Annotated in this window: 24 protein-coding genes, 4 tRNA genes and 1 CRISPR repeat array; of the genes, 6 read left to right on the forward strand and 22 right to left on the reverse strand. The window is 54.2% G+C overall.

All coding sequences use genetic code 11. The features are described 5' to 3' along the window. Positions 1–52 precede the first annotated feature (52 nt). From Dpoa2040_RS00380 to rsmC, 3 genes are all read right to left on the reverse strand, one after another. Positions 53–138, reverse strand: a tRNA-Leu gene (locus tag Dpoa2040_RS00380). A gap of 50 nt (positions 139–188) precedes the next feature. Further along, positions 189–274, reverse strand: a tRNA-Leu gene (locus Dpoa2040_RS00385). A gap of 155 nt (positions 275–429) precedes the next feature. Next, positions 430–1,458, reverse strand: coding sequence for a 16S rRNA (guanine(1207)-N(2))-methyltransferase RsmC (gene rsmC, locus Dpoa2040_RS00390; protein ID WP_168639919.1), 1,029 nt, complete (start codon positions 1,456–1,458; stop codon positions 430–432). A 178-nt stretch (positions 1,459–1,636) separates the two neighbouring features. Here rsmC and Dpoa2040_RS00395 point away from each other — a divergent pair, with 178 nt between their 5' ends. Further along, complete coding sequence (locus tag Dpoa2040_RS00395) at positions 1,637–2,050, forward strand: DNA polymerase III subunit psi (protein ID WP_168639920.1); 414 nt, start codon at positions 1,637–1,639, stop codon at positions 2,048–2,050. Beyond that, the gene (gene rimI, locus Dpoa2040_RS00400) at positions 2,019–2,462 is read left to right on the forward strand and encodes a ribosomal protein S18-alanine N-acetyltransferase (protein WP_168639921.1); all 444 of its coding nucleotides are present in this window, start codon (positions 2,019–2,021) and stop codon (positions 2,460–2,462) included. The genes Dpoa2040_RS00395 and rimI overlap by 32 nt, the downstream gene beginning before the upstream one ends. Before the next feature lie 64 nt (positions 2,463–2,526). Here the strand turns inward: rimI and deoD are convergent, their stop codons facing one another. The 4 genes from deoD to deoC all read right to left on the reverse strand — a co-directional run bounded on the left by deoD (position 2,527) and on the right by deoC (position 6,805). Then, on the reverse strand, positions 2,527–3,252 hold the full coding sequence (gene deoD, locus Dpoa2040_RS00405) for a purine-nucleoside phosphorylase (RefSeq protein ID WP_042868542.1): 726 nt from the start codon (positions 3,250–3,252) through the stop codon (positions 2,527–2,529). A gap of 84 nt (positions 3,253–3,336) precedes the next feature. Continuing rightward, positions 3,337–4,560, reverse strand: a complete 1,224-nt coding sequence (gene deoB / locus Dpoa2040_RS00410) for a phosphopentomutase (protein WP_168639922.1) — start codon at positions 4,558–4,560, stop codon at positions 3,337–3,339. A 71-nt stretch (positions 4,561–4,631) separates the two neighbouring features. After that, positions 4,632–5,963, reverse strand: coding sequence for a thymidine phosphorylase (gene deoA, locus Dpoa2040_RS00415; protein ID WP_042868538.1), 1,332 nt, complete (start codon positions 5,961–5,963; stop codon positions 4,632–4,634). A 62-nt stretch (positions 5,964–6,025) separates the two neighbouring features. Next, entirely contained in the window at positions 6,026–6,805 is a 780-nt protein-coding gene (gene deoC / locus Dpoa2040_RS00420; RefSeq protein ID WP_042868535.1) for a deoxyribose-phosphate aldolase, read from the reverse strand. Positions 6,806–6,996: 191 nt separating this feature from the next. Then, positions 6,997–7,635: a CRISPR direct-repeat array (repeat unit 29 nt; unit sequence CGGTTTATCCCCGCTGGCGCGGGGAACAC). Positions 7,636–7,843: 208 nt separating this feature from the next. Between deoC and Dpoa2040_RS00425 the strand changes: the two genes are divergently transcribed. Further along, positions 7,844–8,146 (forward strand): GIY-YIG nuclease family protein, encoded by a 303-nt coding sequence (locus Dpoa2040_RS00425; protein WP_168639923.1) that lies wholly within the window; start codon positions 7,844–7,846, stop codon positions 8,144–8,146. Here Dpoa2040_RS00425 and Dpoa2040_RS00430 read toward each other — a convergent pair. Together Dpoa2040_RS00430 and Dpoa2040_RS00435 are read right to left on the reverse strand one after the other, a co-directional pair. Next, the gene (locus tag Dpoa2040_RS00430) at positions 8,133–8,636 is read right to left on the reverse strand and encodes a GNAT family N-acetyltransferase (protein WP_168639924.1); all 504 of its coding nucleotides are present in this window, start codon (positions 8,634–8,636) and stop codon (positions 8,133–8,135) included. The two genes, Dpoa2040_RS00425 and Dpoa2040_RS00430, sit on opposite strands and share 14 nt — an antisense overlap. Then, positions 8,630–9,154: an SCP2 domain-containing protein gene (locus tag Dpoa2040_RS00435; protein WP_042868528.1), complete on the reverse strand. Its 525-nt coding sequence runs from the start codon at positions 9,152–9,154 to the stop codon at positions 8,630–8,632. Before Dpoa2040_RS00435 ends, Dpoa2040_RS00430 begins: the two co-directional genes overlap by 7 nt. A 328-nt stretch (positions 9,155–9,482) precedes the next feature. Between Dpoa2040_RS00435 and Dpoa2040_RS00440 the strand changes: the two genes are divergently transcribed. From Dpoa2040_RS00440 to Dpoa2040_RS00450, 3 genes are all read left to right on the forward strand, one after another. After that, a complete protein-coding gene (locus Dpoa2040_RS00440; RefSeq protein ID WP_042868526.1) occupies positions 9,483–10,481 on the forward strand; it encodes a peptidase U32 family protein in 999 nt (332 codons plus the stop codon). Between the two features lie 18 nt (positions 10,482–10,499). Continuing rightward, positions 10,500–11,378, forward strand: coding sequence for a U32 family peptidase (locus Dpoa2040_RS00445; RefSeq protein ID WP_042868524.1), 879 nt, complete (start codon positions 10,500–10,502; stop codon positions 11,376–11,378). A gap of 117 nt (positions 11,379–11,495) precedes the next feature. Beyond that, positions 11,496–12,515 carry a luciferase-like monooxygenase gene (locus Dpoa2040_RS00450; RefSeq protein WP_168639925.1) on the forward strand — a complete coding sequence of 340 codons (1,020 nt, stop codon included), beginning with the start codon at positions 11,496–11,498 and terminating at the stop codon, positions 12,513–12,515. 72 nt (positions 12,516–12,587) lie between these two features. Here Dpoa2040_RS00450 and Dpoa2040_RS00455 read toward each other — a convergent pair whose 3' ends face one another. The 13 genes from Dpoa2040_RS00455 to secG all read right to left on the reverse strand — a co-directional run bounded on the left by Dpoa2040_RS00455 (position 12,588) and on the right by secG (position 25,383). Beyond that, on the reverse strand, positions 12,588–14,462 hold the full coding sequence (locus Dpoa2040_RS00455) for a DEAD/DEAH family ATP-dependent RNA helicase (protein WP_146411566.1): 1,875 nt from the start codon (positions 14,460–14,462) through the stop codon (positions 12,588–12,590). A 12-nt stretch (positions 14,463–14,474) separates the two neighbouring features. Continuing rightward, a complete protein-coding gene (yrbN, locus tag Dpoa2040_RS18490) occupies positions 14,475–14,534 on the reverse strand; it encodes a protein YrbN (protein WP_107760761.1) in 60 nt (19 codons plus the stop codon). A gap of 108 nt (positions 14,535–14,642) precedes the next feature. After that, positions 14,643–15,527, reverse strand: coding sequence for a lipoprotein NlpI (gene nlpI, locus Dpoa2040_RS00465; protein ID WP_042868517.1), 885 nt, complete (start codon positions 15,525–15,527; stop codon positions 14,643–14,645). Positions 15,528–15,654: 127 nt separating this feature from the next. Further along, complete coding sequence (gene pnp, locus Dpoa2040_RS00470) at positions 15,655–17,775, reverse strand: polyribonucleotide nucleotidyltransferase (protein WP_042868515.1); 2,121 nt, start codon at positions 17,773–17,775, stop codon at positions 15,655–15,657. 259 nt (positions 17,776–18,034) lie between these two features. Further along, positions 18,035–18,304 (reverse strand): 30S ribosomal protein S15, encoded by a 270-nt coding sequence (gene rpsO / locus Dpoa2040_RS00475; RefSeq protein ID WP_012771120.1) that lies wholly within the window; start codon positions 18,302–18,304, stop codon positions 18,035–18,037. A gap of 109 nt (positions 18,305–18,413) precedes the next feature. Further along, positions 18,414–19,370 carry a tRNA pseudouridine(55) synthase TruB gene (gene truB / locus Dpoa2040_RS00480; protein ID WP_168639926.1) on the reverse strand — a complete coding sequence of 319 codons (957 nt, stop codon included), beginning with the start codon at positions 19,368–19,370 and terminating at the stop codon, positions 18,414–18,416. Continuing rightward, on the reverse strand, positions 19,370–19,771 hold the full coding sequence (gene rbfA / locus Dpoa2040_RS00485) for a 30S ribosome-binding factor RbfA (RefSeq protein WP_042868512.1): 402 nt from the start codon (positions 19,769–19,771) through the stop codon (positions 19,370–19,372). Before rbfA ends, truB begins: the two co-directional genes overlap by 1 nt. 74 nt (positions 19,772–19,845) lie before the next feature. Beyond that, positions 19,846–22,560 carry a translation initiation factor IF-2 gene (gene infB, locus Dpoa2040_RS00490; RefSeq protein ID WP_146411569.1) on the reverse strand — a complete coding sequence of 905 codons (2,715 nt, stop codon included), beginning with the start codon at positions 22,558–22,560 and terminating at the stop codon, positions 19,846–19,848. Positions 22,561–22,585: 25 nt separating this feature from the next. Further along, positions 22,586–24,076 carry a transcription termination factor NusA gene (gene nusA, locus Dpoa2040_RS00495; protein ID WP_042868511.1) on the reverse strand — a complete coding sequence of 497 codons (1,491 nt, stop codon included), beginning with the start codon at positions 24,074–24,076 and terminating at the stop codon, positions 22,586–22,588. Positions 24,077–24,097: 21 nt separating this feature from the next. Next, a complete protein-coding gene (gene rimP, locus Dpoa2040_RS00500; RefSeq protein ID WP_042873761.1) occupies positions 24,098–24,550 on the reverse strand; it encodes a ribosome maturation factor RimP in 453 nt (150 codons plus the stop codon). Between the two features lie 219 nt (positions 24,551–24,769). Next, positions 24,770–24,846, reverse strand: a tRNA-Met gene (locus Dpoa2040_RS00505). A gap of 59 nt (positions 24,847–24,905) precedes the next feature. Further along, a tRNA-Leu gene (locus tag Dpoa2040_RS00510) sits at positions 24,906–24,992 on the reverse strand. 55 nt (positions 24,993–25,047) lie between these two features. Then, on the reverse strand, positions 25,048–25,383 hold the full coding sequence (secG, locus tag Dpoa2040_RS00515) for a preprotein translocase subunit SecG (protein ID WP_042868510.1): 336 nt from the start codon (positions 25,381–25,383) through the stop codon (positions 25,048–25,050). Positions 25,384–25,621: the final 238 nt, after the last annotated feature.

Here is a 25,621-nt window from a genome sequence, read left to right on the forward strand (position 1 = left end):
TGTTTACTACTTTACTACGATTGGTACTGCAACACATTGATTTGTATCCCAGTGGTGCGAAGAGAGGGACTTGAACCCTCACGTCCTAGGGACACTAACACCTGAAGCTAGCGCGTCTACCAATTCCGCCACCTTCGCAGGTACTGTGAAATACAAATCTGTGGTGAGTTTGGTGCGAGTGGTGAGTTTGGTGCGAAGAGAGGGACTTGAACCCTCACGTCCTAAGGACACTAACACCTGAAGCTAGCGCGTCTACCAATTCCGCCACCTTCGCAAACCAAGCAACATTAGTCACATAATGTCACCACGGAGGCGCATTCTAGAGGTTTTCGCACCAACGTCAATCATTATTTCCGTCTTGCAGCCGTGTTTGCCGTAAAAAACAGCACTCAAGATTTTACTGCGCCCGGCAAAAGCCGGGCGATGCCGTTAACGGTTCTTATTACGGCGCTGTATAGCGCGGTAAACCCGGAAACGGCCAGTCTGGGCAATGACTTCATGACTGCCGAAGGTTTCATCCAGCAGAGCAGGATATGGCAGGAAGGCGTTGGCGACGATGCGCAATTCACCATCCTGATTCAGGTGAGAAGCCGCGCCGCGAATCATCATTTCCGCTGCGTGCAGGCTGGTCTGCATACCATCATGGAACGGCGGGTTGGAGATGATGAGATCGAAACGCCCCTGAATATCGGAATACACATTGCTGGCGATCACCTGCCCTTCCAGGCCATTGGCCGCCAGCGTCGCCCGGCTGGCTTCCAGCGCCGCTGCACCGACATCGCTCAGCGTCAGGCGAATTTTTGGCGACAGTCGGGCAAACGCCGCCGCCAGTACCCCAGCGCCACAGGCAAGATCCAACACTTTGCCTTTACGGTGTGGTTCCAGCGTCGAAAGCAGGAGCTGGCTGCCGACGTCCAGACCATCGCGGCTAAATACGCCCGGCAGTGTGCGTACTGATACACCATCCACATCATATTCCTTCCACCACGCTTCCTGCGCAAAAGCAGGCTGCTTTTCCAGACAGCCGTGATAGAGACCGCAACGGCGAGCGCTGTCGATCTTATTGATGGCGGCGACTGGCGCCAGAATGTCTTCGGCGCTGCGTACTCCGCTACGATTCTCGCCAACAACGAAAATGTCGCATCCCACCGGCAGCAGCGACAACAGGTTGAACAGCTGGAACTGCGCCTCCTGCTTACTTTTCGGCCAGTAGTAGATCAAAGTGTCGCATCCAGCCACGGTTTCTGCCTGCGCCTGTAGCGAAAAGTGCACGTTGTCGCCCAATGCAGGCTGTAACTGCTGCCAATGGTGATATTGCATGGTGTGCACGGTGACGGCGGCTGCGTCAAAATGCGCGGGCAGCGTATCCTGTAAATCGCCGGCAAACAGCACCCGGCGGGAAACAAATTCATCACTGTGGCGCAGTATCACTTCACTGGCAGGGGTAAATGCGGACATCAGGTCTGGCTCCTCAATAAACTGAGCGGGGATTATAGTGGTTTGTTGGCGCAGGTTCAGCGATTTGTTAGCATAGCCCCGCACTATCGAGCACTCTTATCCTCGTGCACCACTATTATCGTAAGCATCATCTATCATCGTAGGTATCGTGCACCGACCATCGCACGCGGAGTAAGGCATGACATCGAGACGGGACTGGCTATTGCAGCAACTGGGGATCACCCAGTGGACCTTGCGTCGTCCGTCGGTGCTGAAAGGCGAAATTGCCGTCAGCCTGCCGCCTGACGCCCGGTTGCTGATCATCGCCGATCCGCTTCCTGCCAGCGATGATCCGTTATTACAGGATGTGGTACGCAGCCTGAATCTCTCACCACAGCACATCATGAGCCTGACGCCGCGTCAGGCGCAAATGCTGCCGGAGCACACCCGCTGCCATAGCTGGTGGCTGGGGCTGCCCGTCAGCGATCAGTGGGATGGCGTGCAACTGACCAGCCCGGCACTGGCCGAGCTTTATCACAACGCCGGGGCGAAACGCGCCCTGTGGCAACAGATTTGTCACCATGAACATGATTTCCACCCTGACCGCGGCTGACCTGCCGCAGGCATTTGACATTGAATGCGCAAGCCACGCCTTCCCGTGGAGCGCAAAAACCTTCGCCAGCAACCAGGGCGAACGCTACCTCAACCTGAAACTGTGCCATGACCAGCAACTGGTGGCCTACGCTATCACCCAGGTGGTGCTGGACGAAGCCACGTTATTCAATATCGCCGTCGCCCCGGCACATCAGCGCCATGGCTACGGGCGTCAGTTGCTGGAACACTTGATTGCCGAACTGGAACGCCGCGACATTCTCACGCTATGGCTGGAAGTTCGTGCCTCCAATGCACGCGCTATCGCGCTATATCAACGTTTGGGATTCAACGACGTCTCGATACGGGCGGATTATTATCCGACCGCCAGTGGTAGGGAAGACGCCATTATTATGGCGCTACCGCTGGGGTAACAAGGCGGGGGATACAGAGGCTGAAAATAACAACGCTGCCAGACGGCAGCGTTGTTTTATCGCCTCAAGCCTCAGCTTTATCGCCCAGCAGCACCGATTCGAGCGCAATTTCGATCATCTCGTTAAAGGTGGTCTGGCGCTCAGCGGCGGTAGTCTGCTCGTGGGTGCGGATATGGTCAGATACGGTGCATATTGCCAGCGCTTTGGCCCCATACTCCGCCGCCACACTATAAATACCCGCCGCTTCCATTTCTACACCCAGAATGCCGTATTTCTCCATCACGTCGAACATCTGTGAGTCCGGCGTGTAGAACAGATCAGCAGAGAACAGGTTGCCGACGCGCGTGTTGATGCCGCGTGCTTTAGCTGCGTCTACCGCGTGACGAAGCAGGTCGAAGTCAGCAATGGCGGCAAAGTCGTGATCTTTAAAACGAATCCGGTTTACTTTGGAATCGGTGCAGGCACCCATGCCAATAACCACATCGCGCAGCTTTACGTCACTACGCACGGCACCACAGGAACCAACGCGGATAATCTTCTTCACGCCGTATTCGGTAATCAGTTCCTTGGTATAGATGGAACAGGATGGAATCCCCATGCCATGCCCCATCACGGAGATGCGGCGGCCTTTGTAAGTCCCGGTGAAGCCCAACATACCGCGCACGTTATTCACTTCCACTGCGTTTTCCAGAAAAGTTTCCGCAATGTATTTAGCGCGCAGCGGGTCGCCCGGCATCAGCACCACGTCCGCAAAGTCATTCATTTTCGCATTGATATGTGGCGTAGCCATTCTTCTTCCTTCTCAAATTCATTGTGTAATCATAGTGATAAATTATAACGTTCGGCCTGGGTTCCTGTCATAACATTCACTCTGTTATAACATTGTCGTGCCGTAATCCATCGGCGACAGCCCGAAATAGCGGGCGACGGTCTGGCCGATATCGGCGAAGGTAGTGCGGTGGCCGTAGTCGCCCGGCGTAACACCCGGCCCGTAAATCAGTACCGGCACGTGTTCACGGGTGTGATCGGTGCCGGGCCAGGTCGGGTCACAGCCGTGGTCGGCAGTCAGAATCAGAATGTCATCGCCGGTGACGCGAGCCAGCATCTCCGGCAGGCGACGGTCAAACAACTCCAGCGCGGCGGCATACCCCGCCACATCGCGGCGATGGCCGTAGGACGAGTCGAAATCAACAAAATTGGTGAACACGATGGTGTCGTCACCTGCCTGTTCCATCTCTTTCAGCGTGGCGTCAAACAGCGCATCGATGCCGGTGGCTTTCACCTTTTTGGTGATGCCGACATTAGCGTAGATATCCGCGATTTTCCCCACCGACACCACGTTGCCGCCCTTCTCATCCACCAGCTTTTTCAGCATGGTCGGCGCTGGCGGCTCCACCGCCAGATCGTGACGGTTACCGGTACGCTGGAACTGTCCGGTTTTGTCGCCGACAAATGGCCGGGCGATCACCCGCCCAATGTTGTAACCGCCGTCAGTCAGTTCCTCACGGGCGATTTCACACAGTTCGTACAGTTTCTTCAGCCCAAAGGTTTCTTCGTGGCAGGCTATCTGGAATACCGAATCGGCTGAGGTGTAAAAAATCGGTTTGCCGGTTTTCATGTGTTCCTCGCCAAGCTGGTCGAGGATCACCGTACCGGATGAATGGCAGTTGCCGAGGTAACCCGGCAGCCCGGCGCGCTCGACCAGTCGATCCAGCAGTGCCTGTGGAAAACTGTTATGTTCATCGTGGAAATAGCCCCAGTCGAACAACACCGGCACACCGCCGATTTCCCAGTGGCCGGACGGCGTGTCCTTACCGGAAGAAATTTCGCTGGCGTAGGCGTACGCGCCGATGATATCGGCCTGCGGGTCCAGCCCCGGCGGAAACCGCCCGGTAGAGCCTTCCGCCGCCTTGCCAAGCCCCAAACGGCTCAGGTTCGGCAACCGCAGCGGCCCTTGTCGGCCAACATCGGCCTTGCCTTGTGCACAGGCGTGTGCGATATGGCCCAGCGTATCTGAACCAGCGTCGCCAAATCGTTCGGCATCGGCAGCGCTGCCAATCCCAAACGAGTCGAGAACCATAATAAATGCACGTTTCATGTTGTTATCTCCTGCGTCGTGCGTAAGGGTACTGCTTGTACATGTACATAAGGCCAGGCGGCGACGGTAGACTAGATGTCCGTGACATCCAGACGGCGATAAATCAGCGGACAAGGCAGCGGCGGATGATCATCAAGGCAAATTGCCTCGCGCAGCGTCTGCGCAGCCTGCTGCCAGTCAGACTCGGTTCTGGCGTGAATGACCGCCAGCGGACGTTGCGCATCCACCCGGTCACCTAAACTAACCATATCACTCAACCCGACACTACTATCAATGATATCACTGGCCTGACGTCTGCCACCACCCAAGGCGACCACCACCATACCTAACGCTCGCGCATTCATCGCACTGACAAAGCCTTCACGTTCCGCAAACACCGGTTTACTGAGCGTCGCGGGTTGCAGATAGCGATCATAGTGTTCGACAAAATCTGCCGGACCGTGCTGAGCGGCCACCATTCGGCCAAATACTTCCGCTGCCTGGCCGTTGTCCAGCACCGCCTGCAATTTGGATCGCGCCTCGGCAGCATCGTGCGCCAGCTTACCAGCCAGCAGCATGGATTCGCACAACGCCATCGTCACCTCAAACAGACGCGGATTACGCTGCTCGCCAGTCAGAAAACGCACCGCTTCACGCACCTCCAGCGCATTACCCGCACTGGATGCCAGCACCTGGCTCATGTCGGTCAGCAACGCACTGGTACGGCAACCCGCATTATTGGCAACGCCGACAATCGCCTGCGCCAGCTGTTCCGACTGTTCATAAGTCGGCATAAACGCACCAGAACCGACCTTGACGTCCATCACCAGCGCGTCCAGCCCTTCCGCCAGTTTTTTCGCCAGAATCGAAGCGGTGATCAGCGGGATGGAATCGACAGTGGCGGTGATATCGCGGGTAGCGTAAAAACGTTTATCCGCCGGGGCCAACGAATTGGTCTGGCCGATAATCGCCACCCCAACCTGACGGATGATCTGCCGGAACACCTCATCTTCAGGGAAGATATCCAACCCCGGAATCGACTCCAGCTTATCCAGCGTGCCGCCGGTATGCCCCAGACCGCGACCTGAAATCATCGGGACATAGCCGCCACAGGCCGCCACCATCGGTCCCAGCATCAACGACGTGACATCACCAACACCGCCGGTCGAATGTTTGTCCACCAGCGGGCCATTCAGGTTTAAGCCGGACCAATCCAGCACCGTGCCGGAATCGCGCATCGCCAGCGTCAGCGCCACCCGCTCATCCATGGTCATATCATGAAAGAAGATGGTCATCGCCAGCGCGGCAATCTGCCCCTCTGACACGGTGTTATCGCGCACCCCTTTGATGAAAAAGCGAATTTCTTCCGCACTGAGCGGATGGCCGTCCCGTTTTTTACGGATAATTTCCTGAATCAGAAACACGGTCTGTTCTCCTGCCTAATTCATGTGGACTCATGCGGCGCACCCATCAGGCACGCCCTGCATCAGTAACCGCTACGCGCCTGTTCGGCGGCGTGGCCCAGCGTGGTCAGCAAGCTGCCGAGCAAGCCGGATGCGCCGAAACGAAAATGACGAGCATCCGCCCAGCCGGCCCCCATAATCGTGTCGGCAAGTTGCAGGTAATCTGCCGCATCTTGCGCGGTACGTACGCCGCCAGCCGGTTTAAACCCAACGCGCTCACCCACGCCTTTATCACGGATCACACTCAGCATCACTTCAGCCGAATGCAGCGTAGCGTTCACTGCCACTTTACCGGTTGAGGTTTTGATAAAGTCGGCTCCGGCATCAATGGCAATCTCGCTGGCTTCACGAATCAGCGCATCGGTTTTCAGTTCGCCGGTTTCGATGATCACTTTCAGCAGCACACCCGCTGCTTCACAGGCGCTCTTGCAGGTTTTCACCAGCTCGAAACCAACCTGCCGGTTACCGGCCATCAGCGCCCGATAGGGAAACACCACGTCCACCTCGTCGGCGCCATAGGCGATAGCTGCGTTGGTTTCCGCCAGCGCGATATCAATGTCGTCATTGCCGTGCGGGAAATTGGTCACGGTAGCAATGCGGACATCCGGCGTACCCTGCTCGCGCAGTACCTTGCGCGCCAGCGGCACAAAACGCGGATAGATACAAATGGCGGCGGTTTTTCCCGCCGGGCTATTAGCCTGACGGCATAGCGCGATCACCTTTTCATCGGTATCGTCATCATTCAGGGTGGTTAAATCCATCAGCCCCAGCGCACGTTGCGCCGCCACAGTCAACTCAGTCATACAATGCTCCGTTATTTAGCCACATGGCTGTCTCTCTGGCATATACCGCTATTTCACCCGGAGACCTCAGCCTGTTTTGTGGTTTTATTCACACAAAAAAGAAATTACATACACATAAATCACGACATGTGTGAATATTATCACAATTCAACCCAAGGAACCGCCCCAGATTATACCGGTATATTACTCCTACGCTTATCCCCGCTGGCGCGGGGAACACTGCCCGTGCCTTTGTTGCAGATAGCGCGTTACCGGTTTATCCCCGCTGACGCGGGGAACACAGTATTTCCCGGAAAAACCGGCGGACTACCGGCGGTTTATCCCCGCTGACGCGGGGAACACGGGGGAAATGGCCTACGTTACAGATGCGATCTCGGTTTATCCCCGCTGACGCGGGGAACACACCGTGGTAATACATCAGTGAAATACGGGCGTCGGTTTATCCCCGCTGGCGCGGGGAACACAGGAAACTGGAACTTGAGTTGTGCTGTGACATCGGTTTATCCCCGCTGGCGCGGGGAACACCGCAACCTGATCATCAATCTTTGCCTGATATCCGGTTTATCCCCGCTGGCGCGGGGAACACGAGCTAGCCAGAGAGGGATTAGATGCATCGGGCGGTTTATCCCCGCTGGCGCGGGGAACACAATGAGCGCCCGGCGCTGCCGGGCAAATCCCGCGGTTTATCCCCGCTGGCGCGGGGAACACTGTGGGGGTGTTTTGTTTAGTCATGATCGCATCGGTTTATCCCCGCTGGCGCGGGGAACACATGCTGGTATTAGAGAGCGGATTGCATGGCAACGGTTTATCCCCGCTGGCGCGGGGAACACTCTAAAATTATATACTTGTTTTATAATGATTTTTAAAGGCTAAAAAATTCCACCGACTTTTTCTGGTTGTTAAAGAGCGCTAACTTATTGATAAATCAAGATCCCGATTTTTTCCACCGTTCCCCACCAACCCGTATCGCCGCTACGTGCTGCCTTCACCGACATAACCCCGTAAAATAAGTACTTCGATCATACAGAGGGAAAAACGGTGAACGACACCGGAGCAATATGGTTCCTGTACCTGCTGCGTACCGATAGCGGACTGCTTTATACCGGCATCACTACCGATGTGGCGCGACGACTGGCGCAGCACCAAAGCGGGAAAGGCGCTCGTGCATTGCGCGGCAAAGGGCCGCTGACGCTGGTGTATCACTGTGTCGCGGGTGATCGTTCCACCGCGTTGAAATGGGAATACCGCGTCAAGCAGTTGAGCAAAATGCAAAAAGAAAGGCTGGTGCAACACCAGCCTTCAACACTTGCCGACTTTTTGCCGTGCTTCAGAAACGATTAAACGGCTCTGCGTATTCCACCAGACCGCTGGCCCCCTGAAAATGATTGTCCGACAGCGGGTAGACCTGAAAATCTGACTCAAAGCCCAGCCAACGGCAATACAGCTGCTGTTCCGCCGCCGGTACAAAGCCGAATCGCGCGTAGTAATGGCGGTTGCCCAGCACCACCACCGCGGTGTAGCCGAACTCGTTGAGCGCATCCAGACCTGCATACACCAGTTGTTCGCCAATGCCCTGTCGTCTGTGGTTCTCCTCTACCGCCATCGGCGCCAGCGCCACCCACTGCAGGTCTTCACCACCCAGCGTAACCGGGCTAAACGCGGCGTAACCTATCACACCGCCTTCGTCGTCAGTCGCCACAATGCCCAGCGTTAACTGGCCGTCTTCACGCAGTTGCTGCACTAATTCCGCTTCAGCACTGGTGGGAAACGCACGCCGCAGCAAGTCATCAATCCCCGGTGCATCTACCGGAATTTCAACCCGGATCAACATGATGCCGGCGCGTGCGGGCTGGCCTGCTCCGCGCCCTCCTGTAAGCCTGCCGCCACAAATCCGGCCAGTTGCAGCAACGTCACCCGCAACGGCGCAGGCATACTTTCCAGCTCAATCGCATCCATCAGGTTTTTGACGTGCAGCCCCAATTCAGTATCGCCCTCAATCCGCAAACGACGCTGGAAAAACAGCGTGTCCGGGTCTTCATAACGGGCCGCTATCAAAATCAGATCGTTGGCTTCAGCGCTGAAACTGACATCCGCCAGTTGGTTATGGCTGATTTCCAGCCGGTTATCCCGCAGCGTAACAAACCACTGCAAACCGATATCACGCACTTCGATGCGCAACCAACGGCCATCAAGAAAATCCAGCTCGCCGTCTTCCAAGGCCTGACGGAACTGCCACCCCAGCAGTTGCTCCAGCACCCGGCGCTGCAGGAAGAAAGGCGTTAACGTTAACGGCTTACTCAGTAAACGCGGCCCCTGACGCACAATCTGCGCCCGTAGTTTTTCCAACACTGGCGTACTCCTTATAAAGCAATGCTGCCTGACCGATATGGTCATTATTCTGCCACAGAACGGGAAACAGGCAGCAAGGGTCTACATCAATAAAAATGCCGGAAACATTTTTTAATGTTGTCTGGCGACGCCTGCAGAAACAAATCACACAATCACACCGTAGTAATAAAGTAAATTTAGCCTGTTCTGCGCCAAATCACGACCGTTAACCGCCAGCAATTCCCTGATATGCTGGTTTAAATCAAAGTTGCTGGCAGCCAGGTTCACTAAGATTCTTTCTCATTGCAAACCGGCCCGCTGCGTCAGGCCGTGATGAAAGGACGTAACAATGGAACTGCTTTGCCCCGCTGGTAATCTGCCGGCACTGAAAGCCGCCATCGACCATGGCGCCGATGCGGTGTATATCGGGCTGAAAGATGATACCAACGCCCGCCACTTCGCCGGCCTCAATTTCAACGACAAAAAATTGCAGGACGCCAGCGACTACGTGCACCGCCACCGCCGTAAACTGCATATCGCCATCAACACCTTCGCCCACCCGGACGGCTATCAACGCTGGCAGCGGGCGGTAGACACCGCCGTGCAAACCGCCGGTGCCGATGCGCTGATTCTGGCAGATTTAGCGATGCTGGAGTACGCCGCCGAGCGCTATCCAGCGGTAGAGCGCCATGTATCAGTACAGGCATCAGCCACCAACGAGGAAGCCATTCGCTTTTATCAGCGCCACTTTGATGTCGCCCGTGTTGTGTTGCCGCGCGTGCTCTCTATTCATCAGGTCAAACAGCTTTCGCGCACCAGCCCGGTGCCGCTAGAAGTGTTCGCCTTCGGCAGCCTGTGCATTATGGCCGAAGGGCGTTGTTATCTGTCGTCCTACCTGACCGGCGAATCGCCCAATACCGTGGGCGCCTGTTCACCGGCGCGTTTCGTGCGCTGGCAGCAGACGAAAAACGGTATGGAATCGCGGTTGAATGATGTGTTGATCGACCGCTATCAGGACAATGAAAACGCAGGTTACCCGACCTTGTGCAAAGGCCGCTATCTGGTGGACGGCCAGCGCTATCACGCACTGGAAGAACCTACCAGCTTGAATACGCTGGAATTGCTGCCGGAACTGATGGCGGCGAATATTGCGTCGGTAAAAATCGAAGGCCGCCAGCGCAGCCCGGCTTATGTCAGCCAGGTGACCCAGGTGTGGCGACAAGCAATAGACCGCTGTAAAGCCGACCCGGCGCATTTTACCCCCACCACCGAGTGGATGGAGGCACTGGGTGCCGTTGCCGAAGGTACACAGACCACGCTGGGCGCTTACCACCGCCAGTGGCAGTAGTCAGGAGACATCAACAACATGAAATATTCACTGGGCGCGCTGCTTTACTATTGGCCCAAAGCCGATATTGAAACCTTTTATCGTGCCGCGATCACCAGCAGCGCTGATATCATCTATCTGGGTGAAACCGTGTGCAGCAAACGCCGCGGGATGAAAGTCGGTGACTGGCTCACACTGGCGCGTGAAGTCGCCGCCAGCGGTAAGCAGGTGGTGATGTCTACGCTGGCATTGTTGCAAGCGCCTTCCGAATTGACTGAACTGAAAAAGTACGTGGAAAACGGCGAGTTTCTGCTGGAAGCCAACGATCTGGGCGCGGTCAATATGGCAGCAGAACGTAGCCTGCCGTTTGTCGCCGGTCATGCGCTCAACTGTTATAACGCCTACACCCTGCGGTTACTGCATAAACAAGGCATGATGCGCTGGTGTATGCCGGTGGAATTATCGCGGGACTGGCTGCAAAACCTGCTCAGTCAGTGTGACGATCTCGGTTTTCGCCACCAGTTTGAGGTGGAAGTGCTGAGTTACGGTCACCTGCCGCTGGCGTATTCCGCCCGCTGTTTTACCGCCCGTTCGGAAAACCGCCCCAAGGACGAATGCGAAACCTGCTGTATTCAGTATCCGCAAGGGCGCCAGATGTTGTCACAGGAAAATCAGCAGGTGTTTGTCCTTAACGGCATCCAGACCCAGAGCGGTTACTGCTATAACCTCGGCAACGACCTGTCCTCTATGGAAGGGCTGGTGGATATTGTGCGTCTGTCACCCCAAGGGCCGGACACGCTGGCGATGCTTGACCGTTTTCGCGCCAACCAACACGGCGAACAACCGCTGACGCTGGAAAATCAGCAGGATTGTAACGGCTACTGGCGACGCGTTGCCGGGCTGGAGCTGGTCAGTTAAATCCATCAGGACGATGCGCACGCATCGTCCGTTGCCATTTGTTAAGATAGCGTAACATCTCACCGGTGTTTATTTTGGGCTGATGCCGTCAGCCCCTCAACCTGATGAGTGACGCTTATGACCGCTACCGTTCCTTTCTCGCTGCTCGATCTGGCTCCCATTCCGCAGGGCAATACGGCCCGCGATGCGTTCCATCACTCTCTGGATCTGGCGCAACATGCGGAAAAATGGGGGTATCAGCGCTACTGGCTGGCAGAACACCACAACATGACCGGCATCGCCAGCGCAGCCACATCGGTTCTGATCGGTTATATTGCCGGGGGTACGCAGCTTATCCGGCTCGGTTCCGGCGGTGTAATGCTGCCAAACCATGCTCCGCTGGTGATTGCCGAGCAGTTCGGTACGCTCGAATCGCTCTACCCTGGCCGTATTGAACTCGGTCTGGGACGCGCCCCCGGCACCGATCATCGCACCATGCAGGCATTACGCCGCCATCTGAACGCCGACATTGACGATTTTCCCCACGATGTGCAGGAACTCCAACGCTACTTCGCCCCGGCACAGCCAGGACAAGCGGTACAGGCGGTGCCGGGACAGGGGCTGAACATTCCCATCTGGTTGTTGGGTTCCAGTCTGTACAGCGCCCAGTTGGCGGCATCGATGGGATTACCGTTTGCCTTCGCCGCCCATTTCGCACCCGATATGCTGTTACACGCTTTGCAGCTTTATCGCGACAACTTCAAACCCTCTGCCCAACTGGAAAAACCGTACGCCATGGTGTGCATCAATGTTGTCGCCGCTGATAGCGACAGAGAGGCGCGTTTTCTGTTTACCTCGCTTCAGCAGCAGTTTATCAATCTACGGCGTGGAACGCCGGGACCGCTGCCTGCGCCGGTGGAATCCATGGAAACGTACTGGTCGGCTGCGGAGCAATTTGCCGTGGAACAAACATTGCGGCTGGCGGTGGTGGGCGATGCAGCCAAAGTGCGTCACGGCTTGCAAACGTTATTGCGGGAAACTCAGGCGGACGAGCTGATGATCAACGGCCAGATATTTGACCATCAGGCGCGGCTGCACTCGTTTGAGCTGGTGGCGCAACTGCAACCGGAAATCGTGCGGGAAGCACGAATTCAGTAACAACGTAAAACATCATGACATAAAAAAACCAGCCCGAAGGCTGGTTTCACGTTAACTCAACGCCAGATGTTATCAGGCATCGCTGAAACGGCGCGGTGCACGCTGACCATCGCGGTTACCACGACGCTCGCCACCTTCACGACGTTCGCCGCTGAACGGACGACCACGACCACTACCAGCACGATCGCCGAATCCACGGGCACCACGTTCGCCACGCTCACCGCCTTCACGACGCTCACGACGTTCATGCGGCTGGGCATCACCCATCAGTTGCATGTTCATCGGTTTGTTCAGAATACGCGTGCGGGTAAAGTGCGACAGCAACTCACCCGGCATACCTTTCGGCAGCTCGATGGTGGAGTGAGAGGCAAACAGTTTGATATTGCCGATGTAACGGCTGCTAATATCACCTTCGTTAGCAATCGCACCCACAATATGACGCACTTCTACGCCATCGTCACGACCCACTTCGATCCGATACAGATCCATTTCACCCACGTCACGACGCTCACGACGAGCCGGGCGATCATCACCACCGCGTGGGCCACGATCATTGCGGTCACCTCGACGTTCGAAACGGTCATCACGATCACGGAATTCACGACGCGGACGACGCTCAACCACCGGATCCGGCGGCAGAATCAGCGGACGCTCACCCTGTGCCATTTTCAACAGTGCAGCGGCCAGTGTTTCGATATCCAGCTCTTCCTGCGGCTGCAATTTGCCGAGCAGCGCACGGTACATGTCCAAATCACTGCTTTCCAGTTGCTGCTGTACTTTAGCGGCAAACTTCGCCAGGCGACGCTGGCCCAGCAGTTCGGCGTTCGGCAACTCCACTTCCGGAATAGTCAGCTTCATGGTGCGTTCGATATTACGCAGCAGACGGCGCTCGCGGTTTTCCACAAACAGCAATGCACGACCGGCGCGACCGGCACGACCAGTACGACCGATACGGTGAACGTAAGACTCGGAATCCATCGGAATGTCGTAGTTCACTACCAGACTGATGCGCTCAACATCCAGACCACGTGCAGCAACATCGGTCGCGATCAGAATATCCAGACGGCCATCTTTCAGGCGCTCCAGCGTTTGCTCACGCAACGCCTGATTCATGTCGCCGTTCAACGCAGCACTGTTATAACCGCTGCGCTCCAGCGCTTCGGCCACTTCCAGCGTAGCGTTTTTGGTACGCACGAAAATGATCGCGGCATCAAAGTCTTCCGCTTCCAGGAAACGGATCAGCGCTTCATTCTTACGCATACCGTATACCGTCCAGTAACTCTGGCTGATATCCGGACGGGTAGTCACGCTCGACTGAATGCGCACTTCCTGTGGATCGTTCATGAAGCGGCGAGTAATGCGACGAATCGCCTCCGGCATGGTGGCGGAGAACAGCGCAGTCTGGTGTTCAGCCGGGATCTGCGCCATGATGTTTTCCACATCTTCGATGAAGCCCATGCGCAGCATTTCGTCAGCTTCATCCAACACCAGACCGCTCAGGTTGGACAGGTCCAACGTGCCGCGTTTCAGGTGATCCAACAGGCGTCCTGGAGTACCGACCACAATTTGCGGTCCCTGACGCAGTGCACGCAGTTGCACGTCATAACGCTGGCCGCCATACAGCGCCACCACGTTAACGCCCTGCATATGCTTAGAGAATTCGTTACAGGCTTCCGCAACCTGCACCGCCAACTCACGAGTCGGTGCCAGCACCAGTAACTGCGGTGCCTTGAGTTCAGCCTTGATATTGTTCAGCAGCGGCAGGGAAAATGCCGCGGTCTTGCCGCTCCCAGTCTGCGCCATACCCAGTACGTCGCGCCCGTTGAGCAGATGAGGAATACACTCCGCCTGAATCGGAGACGGTTTTTCATACCCCATCTCAGACAGTGCATTCAGAATCGGGGCGGACAGCCCCAGACTAGCAAAAGAGATTTCAAACTCTGCCATGTAAACTTTGCCTCACTTCAAAATGGCGGCCAGTCTACATAACTTGTCGAGAAAATACTCAATCATTTTCATTGAAAAGTGTGAACCGGCTCAAATTGGATTAAAAAGCGAACAAAAAAGCCTCACCCGCTAAGGCGATGAAAAAATCGTCACGATCTCTGGCTTAAAGGTGTTCGTCAGCTATTGCTGGTCCGATCCTGATAGGTCGTCTTGCTCTTGGCCTAACTGCGCCAATTCCAACAATGCATAGCGGTGCTCAACAAAATTGTGAACATTGTTAGCAACCGTCAGCTTGAACAACGCCTCGGCGGTGTTCTTGTCCCCCAGACTTAGGTAGTGCTTACCTAAATAGAAGTCAGTTTCACTGAGATGCTCGGCGAGCGAAGTGTTATCCTTAGCTTCTTCCTGCACACGCTGCATCAACGTTTTTTCGTTGATATCGCCCAGGTAGAATTCGACAATCGTCCATCCCCACACACCTTTCTTTGCGCCCTCGTAGCGTTCTTTCAACGCCAGTTTGGCCTTCTCTGGATTGATTTCTCTCTCCACCAGGTAAAGCCACAGGGAACGGAAAGGATCATTAGGATCGTCGCGATAAAACGCCAGCAGATCATCCTGCGCCAACTGGTAGCGACCGCCATAGTACAAAGCGATGCCCCGATTCAAACGCGCATAATTGTAAGTTGGATCAAGCTCTAATACAGAATCAAACGCTTCATAGGCAGCATCAAAATTGCCTGCCTGCGTTAAGTAAATGCCGAGATAGTTAAACACTTCCGGCATATCGGGACGGATAGAAAGCGCTTGTGAAAAATCATTTCGCGCCAACGCCCGTAACCCAAGACTATCATACAGCACTCCGCGCTCATATAACAGCTGTGCCCGTTCATCGGGAGTAATTGCCCGGCTCGCCAGGATTTGCTCCATGCGTGCCAGAATGACTTCCTGCTGCAGCGTCGGCTGCAACGGTACCGCCAGCAATGCATCTTTGCGCCAATCCGTGTTGCTGCATCCTGCCAGCATAATTGCTGTCGCAACATAACACCAGCGCAAGAAAGGCTTCATTTCCCACTCCCGAAGACAAACATTTGATGAACATCCTGTCCCCGACTGCTCAGCATAAGGATATCCGTTCCTTATAATACACGCAGCTCCTTCACACTGTAAGGAGCTGCCAATTGATTATCTGCTATTATTCTTCCTCGGAAACCGGAGTAGTTTCCTGAGGTTGAGTCGTTGCTTCTTTTATGCTCAAACGGACACGACCCTGACGGTCCACTTCCAGTACCTTAACCGGTACTTCCTGGCCCATCTGCAGATAGTCAGTCACTTTCTCAACACGCTTGTCGGCGATCTGAGAAATATGAACCAGACCTTCTTTGCCGCCGCCGATGGCAACAAAAGCCCCAAAATCAACGATACGGGTCACTTTACCCTGATAAATGCGGCCCACTTCGATTTCAGCCGTGATCTCTTCAATACGACGAATCGCGTGTTTGGCTTTTTCGCCGTCGGTCGAGGCGATCTTCACCGTACCGTCGTCTTCGATCTCAATAGTCGTACCGGTTTCTTCGGTCAGTGCACGGATAACCGAGCCACCTTTACCGATCACATCTTTGATCTTGTCGGTACTGATCTTGATAGTGTGAATACGCGGTGCGAATTCGGAGATATCGCCACGCGGCGTGCTGATAGCCTGTTCCATCACACCCAGAATGTGCAAACGCGCACCCTTGGCCTGATTCAGCGCTACCTGCATGATTTCGCGGGTGATACCTTCGATTTTGATATCCATCTGCAACGCAGTCACGCCTTCACGGCTACCGGCTACTTTGAAGTCCATATCGCCCAGGTGGTCTTCGTCACCCAGGATGTCAGACAGAACAACGAAGTTGTCGCCTTCTTTTACCAGGCCCATCGCAATACCGGCAACGGCGGCTTTGATCGGCACGCCGGCATCCATCAACGCCAGAGAAGCACCACATACGGATGCCATGGAAGAAGAACCGTTAGATTCGGTAATTTCAGACACAACACGTACGGTGTACGGGAAGGCTTCCGGTTTCGGCATCACTGCCAGTACACCACGTTTAGCCAAACGACCGTGACCAATTTCGCGGCGTTTCGGCGAACCGACCATACCGGTTTCACCTACAGAGTACGGCGGGAAGTTGTAGTGCAGCAGGAAGCGATCGGTACGCTCGCCAGTCAGCTCATCGATGCTCTGTGCATCACGCTCAGTACCCAGCGTCGCGGTAACCAACGCCTGAGTTTCACCACGGGTGAACAGCGCGGAACCGTGAGTACGCGGCAGCACGCCAGTACGTACATCCAGACCCCGGATCATGTCTTTTTCACGACCATCGATACGCGGTTCGCCACGCAGCACGCGGCTACGTACCACGTTCTTCTCGATGCTGCCGAGGATGTCACGCAGTTCGTTTTCGTCCAGCGTTTCATCTTCTGCCAGCAGAGCCGCAACCACGTCAGCTTTGATGGTATCAACCTGCGCGTAGCGTTCCTGCTTTTCAGTGATGCGATAAGCGTCGCCCAGACGAGCTTCAGACAGCACCTGCACACGGTTGTGCAGTTCGACGTTCACTTCCGGCGCCTGCCAGTTCCACTTCGGTTTACCCGCTTCTGCCGTCAGTGCCTTGATGTTCTCGATAACAACCTGTTGCTGATCATGACCGAATACCACTGCACCCAGCATCTGATCTTCGCTCAGCAGGTCTGCTTCGGATTCCACCATCAGTACCGCGCCTTCGGTACCAGCGACGACCAGATCCAAACGGCTGGTTTTCAGCTCTTCAGTCGTCGGGTTCAGCACGTACTGATCGTTGATATAACCAACGCGAGCGGCACCAATCGGGCCATTGAATGGGATACCTGACAGACTCAGCGCCGCAGAAGCACCGATCATGGCAACGATATCCGGGTTAACCTGCGGATTAACGGAAACCACAGTGGCGATAACCTGGACTTCGTTAACGAAACCATCTGGGAACAGCGGGCGAATCGGACGGTCGATCAGACGGGAAATCAGCGTTTCGCCTTCGCTCGGACGGCCTTCACGGCGGAAGAAACCACCGGGAATACGACCAGCAGCGTAGGTACGCTCTTGATAGTTAACAGTCAGCGGGAAGAAATCCTGGCCCGGTTTAGCGTGTTTGGCACCCACAACGGTTACGAATACCGCAGTGTCATCCATGCTAACCATGACAGCGGCGGTGGCCTGGCGGGCCATCATACCGGTTTCCAGTGTCACGGTATGTTGACCGTACTGGAATTTACGAATGATCGGATTAAGCAAAATACAGTCCTTTACCAGAGGTGCACGCCATATATTTTGATATGGCGTACCAGTTAAATACCCGATCCGCCCATTACATCCTCGCGACTAATGACAGACGTTATTCTGACTAAGCAGTAACAAATAAAATCTCTCATTAGCCGCGCGAATCGCTGTAATTACGGATCATATTTACAACAGCAATACATTACTCTGTTTTACTAGCACTTCCTAGAAGAAAGGGGCCCAAAGAGGCCCCTTTCTCCTGAAACTCGTCGAATTAGCGACGCAGACCCAGACGTTCAATCAGGGTGGTGTAGCGTGCCAGATCTTTACGCTTCAGGTAGTCCAGCAGCTTACGACGCTGAGAAACCATACGCAGCAGACCGCGGCGGCTGTGGTGATCTTTCTTATGCTCGGCAAAGTGACCCTGCAGATGATTAATCTGCGCAGTCAGCAGGGCAACCTGAACTTCGGTAGAACCACTGTCATTTGTGCCACGACCAAATTCCGCAACAATTTTCGCTTTTGCTTCAACGCTTAGAGACATAATTTACTCCAAAGTAGTATAAAAACAGAACAGGCGCCGATCTCTAATTCAGCCGCCCAATATTTAAGCCGCGCCATTTTACTCTCAGCGCCATATAATCGCAAGGCGCTCAGGCATCTACCGGCACAGGGTATTCCACCACCAGACGCCGTGGTGCTACCCGCCCTTCATCATCAATTTCGCCCATACCGATAAACCGGTGTTCGTCCCCCTCGGTGATACGCACCATGCCATCAGCCGGTGCCGCAGCAGCACGTACCGCCTGGCCCAACTTGAGGTAACCCGCCACGACCAGCGACAGATTCACTTCCGGAAACGCCTGCACAGCAGTATCCATCGGCAACAGCAGCACATCCAGCAATTCACCGATCGGCTGTTGCTGTGCTTGCACCTGTTCACTGAGCGTCTGCAACTGTTCCAGGGTGACCATTCGTTCAATCGGATACGTTGCCACCTGAAGCCGACGCAGGTAAATCACATGAGCGCCACACCCCAGTTTTTCACCCAGATCATCAATGATGGTGCGGATATAAGTTCCCTTGGAGCAATGGATTTCCAGTTCCAGCTCATCGGCTTCCCAGCGGATAAACTGCAGTTCATAAACAGTGATATCACGCGCTTCCCGCGGCACAACCAGCCCCTGACGGGCATATTCGTATAACGGGCGCCCCTGATATTTCAGTGCGGAGTACATCGACGGTACCTGCTGGGTATCGCCGCGAAAACTATCCAGCGCCTGCATTAACATGTCATGAGTAAAGGCAACTGGACGCTCCTGAATCACGTTGCCGTCAGCATCCGACGTATCGGTGCGCTGTCCCATACGTGCAATCACCCGGTAACGTTTATCAGCATCCAGCAAATACCGGGAAAACTTGGTCGCCTCACCCAGACATACCGGCAGCATCCCCGTCGCCAGCGGATCCAGCGCACCGGTATGCCCGGCTTTATTAGCATTGAAGAGGCGCTTTACCTTCTGCAGTACATCGTTAGATGATGCCCCTTGCGGTTTATCCAGCAGCAGAACGCCGTGGATATCCCGACCACGACGACGAGGACGCGACATTACCCCTCCTGCTCATCATCTGCGTCAGGTGCACGACGCTCAGCATCGCGTTTTACTATGCTGGTCACCAGATTGGACATCCTCATCCCTTCTACCAGGGAATTGTCATAGGAGAAGGTCAGTTCAGGCACCACACGCAGACGCATCGCCTTGCCCAACAACATACGGATAAAACCGGACGCATCCTGCAATGCCTTGATTCCCGTCTTAACCTGTTCTGGATCGTTGTCATTCAGAAAGGTCACAAATACTTTGGCATAAGCCAAATCACGCGACACGTCTACGCCAGAAACCGTCGCCATGCCTACACGCGGATCTTTCACTTCACGCTGAATGATAATGGCGATTTCTTTTTGCATTTCCTGAGCCACACGCTGCGTGCGGCTGAATTCTTTTGCCATGATGAATCCTCAAAGAAAAATTGGGGGGCACTCGGCCCCCCAGCATGAAAACATCAGGTACGTTGTTGCACGTATCACTCGATGGTGCGCTTGATCTCAATAGTTTCAAATACTTCGATCATGTCACCGGTGCGAACATCGTTGTAGTTTTTCACGCCGATACCACATTCCATACCATTACGGACTTCGTTAACGTCGTCCTTGAAGCGACGCAGGGATTCCAGCTCGCCTTCAAAGATAACTACGTTGTCACGCAGCACGCGAATCGGGTTGTGACGTTTCACCACCCCTTCTGTCACCATACAGCCGGCAATAGCGCCAAACTTCGGTGACTTGAACACATCGCGCACTTCCGCCAGACCAATAATTTCCTGCTTGTATTCCGGCGCCAACATACCGCTCATCGCCTGCTTCACTTCGTCGATCAGGTCATAGATAACGGAGTAATAACGCAGATCCAGGCTTTCTGCTTCGACAATACGGCGTGCAGAGGCATCCGCACGAACGTTAAAGCCAAGAATGATAGCGTTGGATGCCGCAGCCAGCGTAGCATCAGTCTCGGTAATCCCCCCCACGCCAGAACCCACGATCTTGACTTTGACTTCGTCGGTGGACAGCTTCAGCAACGAATCGGAAATGGCTTCCACAGAGCCTTGAACGTCGGCTTTCATGACGATGTTCAGTTCGGATACTTCGCCTTCGTTCATGTTGGCGAACATATTTTCCAGCTTGGATTTCTGCTGGCGCGCCAGTTTCACTTCGCGGAACTTACCCTGACGATAAAGCGCGACTTCACGAGCTTTCTTCTCGTCACGTACCACTGTCGCTTCGTCGCCCGCAGCCGGCACGCCGGACAGCCCCAGAATCTCTACCGGAATAGATGGACCCGCTTCAGTAATTTCACGACCCAGTTCATCACGCATAGCGCGAACTCGACCATATTCGAAGCCACACAACACAATATCACCCTTATTCAGGGTACCTTCACGTACCAGCACAGTAGCCACCGGACCACGGCCCTTGTCCAGGAAGGATTCGATCACCACACCGCTGGCCATACCGCTGCGAATAGCTTTCAGTTCCAGTACTTCGGCTTGCAGCAGGATGGCTTCCAGCAGTTCGTCAATGCCTGCACCGCTTTTGGCGGAAACATGGACAAACTGAGACTCACCACCCCACTCTTCCGGAATAACACCGTACTGGGACAGTTCGTTTTTAACGCGATCCGGATCAGCTTCCGGTTTATCGATTTTGTTTACGGCAACCACCACCGGTACTTTAGCAGCCTTGGCATGTTGAATAGCTTCGATGGTCTGAGGCATCACACCGTCATCAGCTGCAACAACCAGCACCACGATATCTGTCGCCTGCGCACCACGGGCACGCATGGCAGTAAACGCGGCGTGCCCCGGTGTATCCAGGAAGGTAATCATGCCGTTATCCGTTTCGACGTGGTAGGCACCGATATGCTGGGTAATACCACCAGCCTCGCCGGCAGCCACTTTGGTCGAGCGAATGTAATCCAGCAACGAGGTCTTACCATGGTCAACGTGACCCATGATGGTGACTACCGGCGCACGTGATTCAGATTCAGAAGACAACCCGGTATCACGATCACTCATCACCGCTTCTTCCAGCTCGTTTTCACGGCGCAGGATCACTTTATGACCCATTTCTTCTGCGACCAGTTGTGCGGTTTCCTGATCGATCACCTGGTTGATGGTAGCCATCGCGCCCAGCCTCATCATAGTCTTGATGACCTGAGAGCCTTTGACCGCCATTTTATTGGCCAGCTCAGCAACGGTAATGGTTTCGCCAATCACGACATCACGGTTGACCGCCTGCACCGGCTTATTGAAACCCTGTTGCAGCGTGCTCGGCTTACGCTTGCCTTTGCCGCCGCGAGTTACCGCACGGGCTTCTTCACGATCAGCTTTCGATTCAGACAGGCGGTTGCCTTTTTTCTGTTTAGTCACTTTGCCGCCGCGACCACGACCGCGACCACCTTCAACCTGACGATCATTCTCATCTTCAGCTTCACGTGCGTGATGAGAGGTGGTTACGTGATAATCGGCGTCCTCGGTGTCATCGCCTTCTTTTTCCCAGCGTCCGGCATTTTCTTCTGCCATCCGGCGAGCTTCTTCCGCAATACGGCGAGCTTCTTCCTCGACCTTACGACGAGCCGCTTCTTCCGCCTTACGCTTGAGTTCAGCCGCTTCCGCTTCACGACGCGCTTTCTCAGCCTGAGCTGGTTTAGTCATACTATCGTTTTGTTGATTGCTCACTTTCTCTTTTTCCGCTACGTCACGCTTAGCTTTTTCAGCGGCCTCACGTTTGGCTTGCTCTTCAGCAACTGCGCGCTTTGCCTTCTCTTCTTCCTCACGCCTGGCTTTGTCTTCAGCCTCACGTTTGGCTTGTTCCTCGGCGGCGCGCTGCGCCTGTTCTTCCGCTTCACGCCGTGCCTGCTCTTCCTCAACAGCAACCTGCTGCTCTTCATGAGGATCGCGTTTTACGTAGGTGCGCTTCTTGCGGACTTCAATCTGCACCGATTTACTCTTACCACCGGTGCTAGGAATATTTAATGTGCTACGCGTTTTACGTTGCAGTGTCAATTTCCCCGGCGCACTACCGCGTTCGCGGTTAAGGTGCGCCAGCAGTGTTTCTTTTTCGTTCTGAGTCACAGAGTCCGACGCAGACTTGGTAATTCCCGCATCAGCAAATTGCTGTATCAGGCGGTCAACCGGCGTCTGGATCTCTGCAGCCAGTGATTTCAGGGTTACATCTGTCATGCTGTTCCTTTCCTGCTACAGTTCGTTATTCGTTACTGTCACCAAACCAACAGATATTACGTGCAGCCATAATCAGCTCACCGGCTTGTGCTTCATCAAGCCCTTCAATATCTGCCAAGTCATCGACGCCCTGCTCAGCAAGATCTTCCAGCGTGCAAACACCACGGGCAGCTAGTTTAAACGCCAGTTCGCGGGACAGACCAGATAAATTGAGCAAATCTTCCGCTGGCTGGCCGTTGCCGCGGTTTTCTTCATTCGCCAGAGCCAGCGTAGTCAGCGCGGCTTTCGCACGCTCGCGCAGCGCTTCGATGGTTTCCTCATCCAAACCATCGATCTCCTGTAGCTCATTGATCGGTACGTAAGCCAATTCTTCTAACGAAGAAAAGCCTTCTTCAACCAGTGCAGTGGCAAACTCTTCGTCAATATCCAGATGCTTGGTGAAAATATCGATGGCAGCATGGGCCTCAGCCTGATGTTTGGCCTGCAAATCCTCAATAGTCATCACATTTAGCTCCCAACCACTCAGTTGGGAAGCCAGACGCACGTTCTGACCGTTGCGACCAATCGCCTGAGCCAGATTACCGGCTTCAACTGCGATATCCATCGTATGCTTGTCTTCATCGACCACAATGGACGCGACATCAGCCGGTGCCATGGCATTAATAACAAACTGTGCCGGATTATCATCCCACAGGACGATATCAATACGTTCGCCGCCTAATTCGCTGGATACAGCCTGAACGCGTGCACCACGCATTCCCACGCACGCGCCGACCGGATCAATACGCTTATCGTTAGTTTTGACCGCAATTTTAGCGCGGGAACCGGGATCGCGGGCAGCCGCTTTGATCTCAATAACTTCTTCGCCAATTTCCGGCACTTCGATACGAAACAGTTCAACCAACATTTCAGGGCGGGAACGACTCACAAACAGCTGCGCGCCGCGCGCTTCCGGACGAACTGCGTATAACACGCCACGAATACGGTCGCCAGGACGGAAGTTCTCACGCGGCAACATATCTTCGCGGCCAATCACCGCTTCGGCATTACTACCCAAATCCAGCGTGATGTTATCGCGGTTAACTTTTTTAACTACACCAGTGACAATCTCACCTTCCTGCTCACGGAACTGATCAACCACCATAGCGCGCTCGGCTTCACGTACTTTCTGTACGATAACCTGCTTGGCGGTCTGCGTGGTGATGCGGTCGAAAGTCACGGACTCTATCTGATCTTCGATGTAGCCACCCAGTTCAATAGTCGGCTCTTCGAACTGCGCTGCTTCCAATGTGATTTCACGCGTCGGCTGGGTAACTTCATTCACTACCAGCCAGCGACGGAAGGTATCAAAATCGCCGGTTTTGCGATCAATGCAAACCCGAACATCAATTTCTTGCTCGTATTTTTTCTTGGTCGCTGTCGCCAGTGCAGTTTCCAGCGCTTCAAAAATCTTTTCGCGCGGCACGGCTTTTTCATTGGAAACCGCTTCAACAACAGCCAGAATCTCTTTATTCATCCTAGTTGCCTCATCCAAACTTTAAAAGTGGGGTACCAGGTTCGCCTTCTGGATATTGCTCAGCGCGAACACTTCATCTTTGCCTTCCACTGTTACAGTGATCATCTCGCCGTCAACAGACTTGATAATACCTTGCCACTTGCGGCGATTCTGAACCGCCATACGCAACACCAGACTCACTTCTTCACCCACAAAATGCGCGTAATGGGCAGCAGTAAAAAGCGGCCGGTCCAGGCCCGGTGACGACACTTCCAGGTTATAGGCAACGGATATAGGATCCTCAACATCCAGTACCGCACTGACCTGGTGGCTAACATCAGCACAATCATCAACAGTGATACCATCTTCACTATCAATATAGATACGCAGTGTCGACTGGCGTCCCCGGATGAACTCAATGCCCACCAGCTCATAGCCAAGGGCTTCAACAGGTGCCGAAATCATCTCTGTTAACTTTTGTTCTAATGTGGACAAGCCCACCCCCAAGACATAAAAAAAGGGCTTAATAGCCCAGTAATTCTGCTGTCAGATAACAAAAAACCCCGATATATCGGGGCTTTATGCAACTGGACCCTATTTACCGCAAGCTACTGCGGCATAACTACCATCCAAGTATTCTTTCAAAATTAACCGTAAACAATTCGTTCGATGTAATACAGTTTATTTGAAAAAAAACTTTTCTGGGAAGTTAAATGGTTGCGGGGGCCGGATTTGAACCGACGACCTTCGGGTTATGAGCCCGACGAGCTACCAAGCTGCTCCACCCCGCGTCCGAAAACGTGGCAAATACTACGCTGACAACCGCAAAAATGCAAGTTATCTATAGGATTGGTACCGAGGACGGGACTTGAACCCGTAAGCCCAATCGGGCACTACCACCTCAAGGTAGCGTGTCTACCAATTCCACCACCTCGGCATCACAATTTGCTTTTTCATCATCAGCATTTTTGTTGCTGATGAAACGCCCGCGATTATTTAGGAATATCGCTTGACGGTGCAGCTGGTGCTTTAGGCTGTTCTGGTTTTTCAGACGCAGCTGGCTGACTCAGGTTATCCCATCCACTGCTTTTCTGACTATGATTGGAACTCATATTACCCAGAATCAGGCTGAGCACGAAAAACAGCGTGGCAAATAGCGCCGTCATTCGGGTCATGAAATTGCCAGATCCGCTTGAACCAAACAAAGTAGCGGAAGCACCTGCTCCGAACGACGCTCCCATATCTGCACCTTTACCTTGCTGCAGCATAACAAGACCAATGAGGCCAATCGCCACAATCAGGAAAATTACCAGAAGAGCTTCGTACATAGTTGTACCCGTTATTTATCTTCACCGCATGGCGAAGCATCACTAATTCTTGCGGTTTAACCGCGACTGCCCGCAATAATAAGATGTGCAACATCCCCTACAAAGCGGGTCTGAATACTAACTAAAGCCTCGGAGGTACGCAAGGGTAATTTGCCCACCACTAACCGATTGAGGAAAAAATCAGCACCTCGACAACATAGACCGGAAACTACTGATTAGTTGACTGATTACACCGTAT

This window comes from Dickeya sp. CFBP 2040, assembly GCF_012273755.1.
Taxonomy (GTDB): Bacteria; Pseudomonadota; Gammaproteobacteria; order Enterobacterales; family Enterobacteriaceae; genus Dickeya; species Dickeya poaceiphila.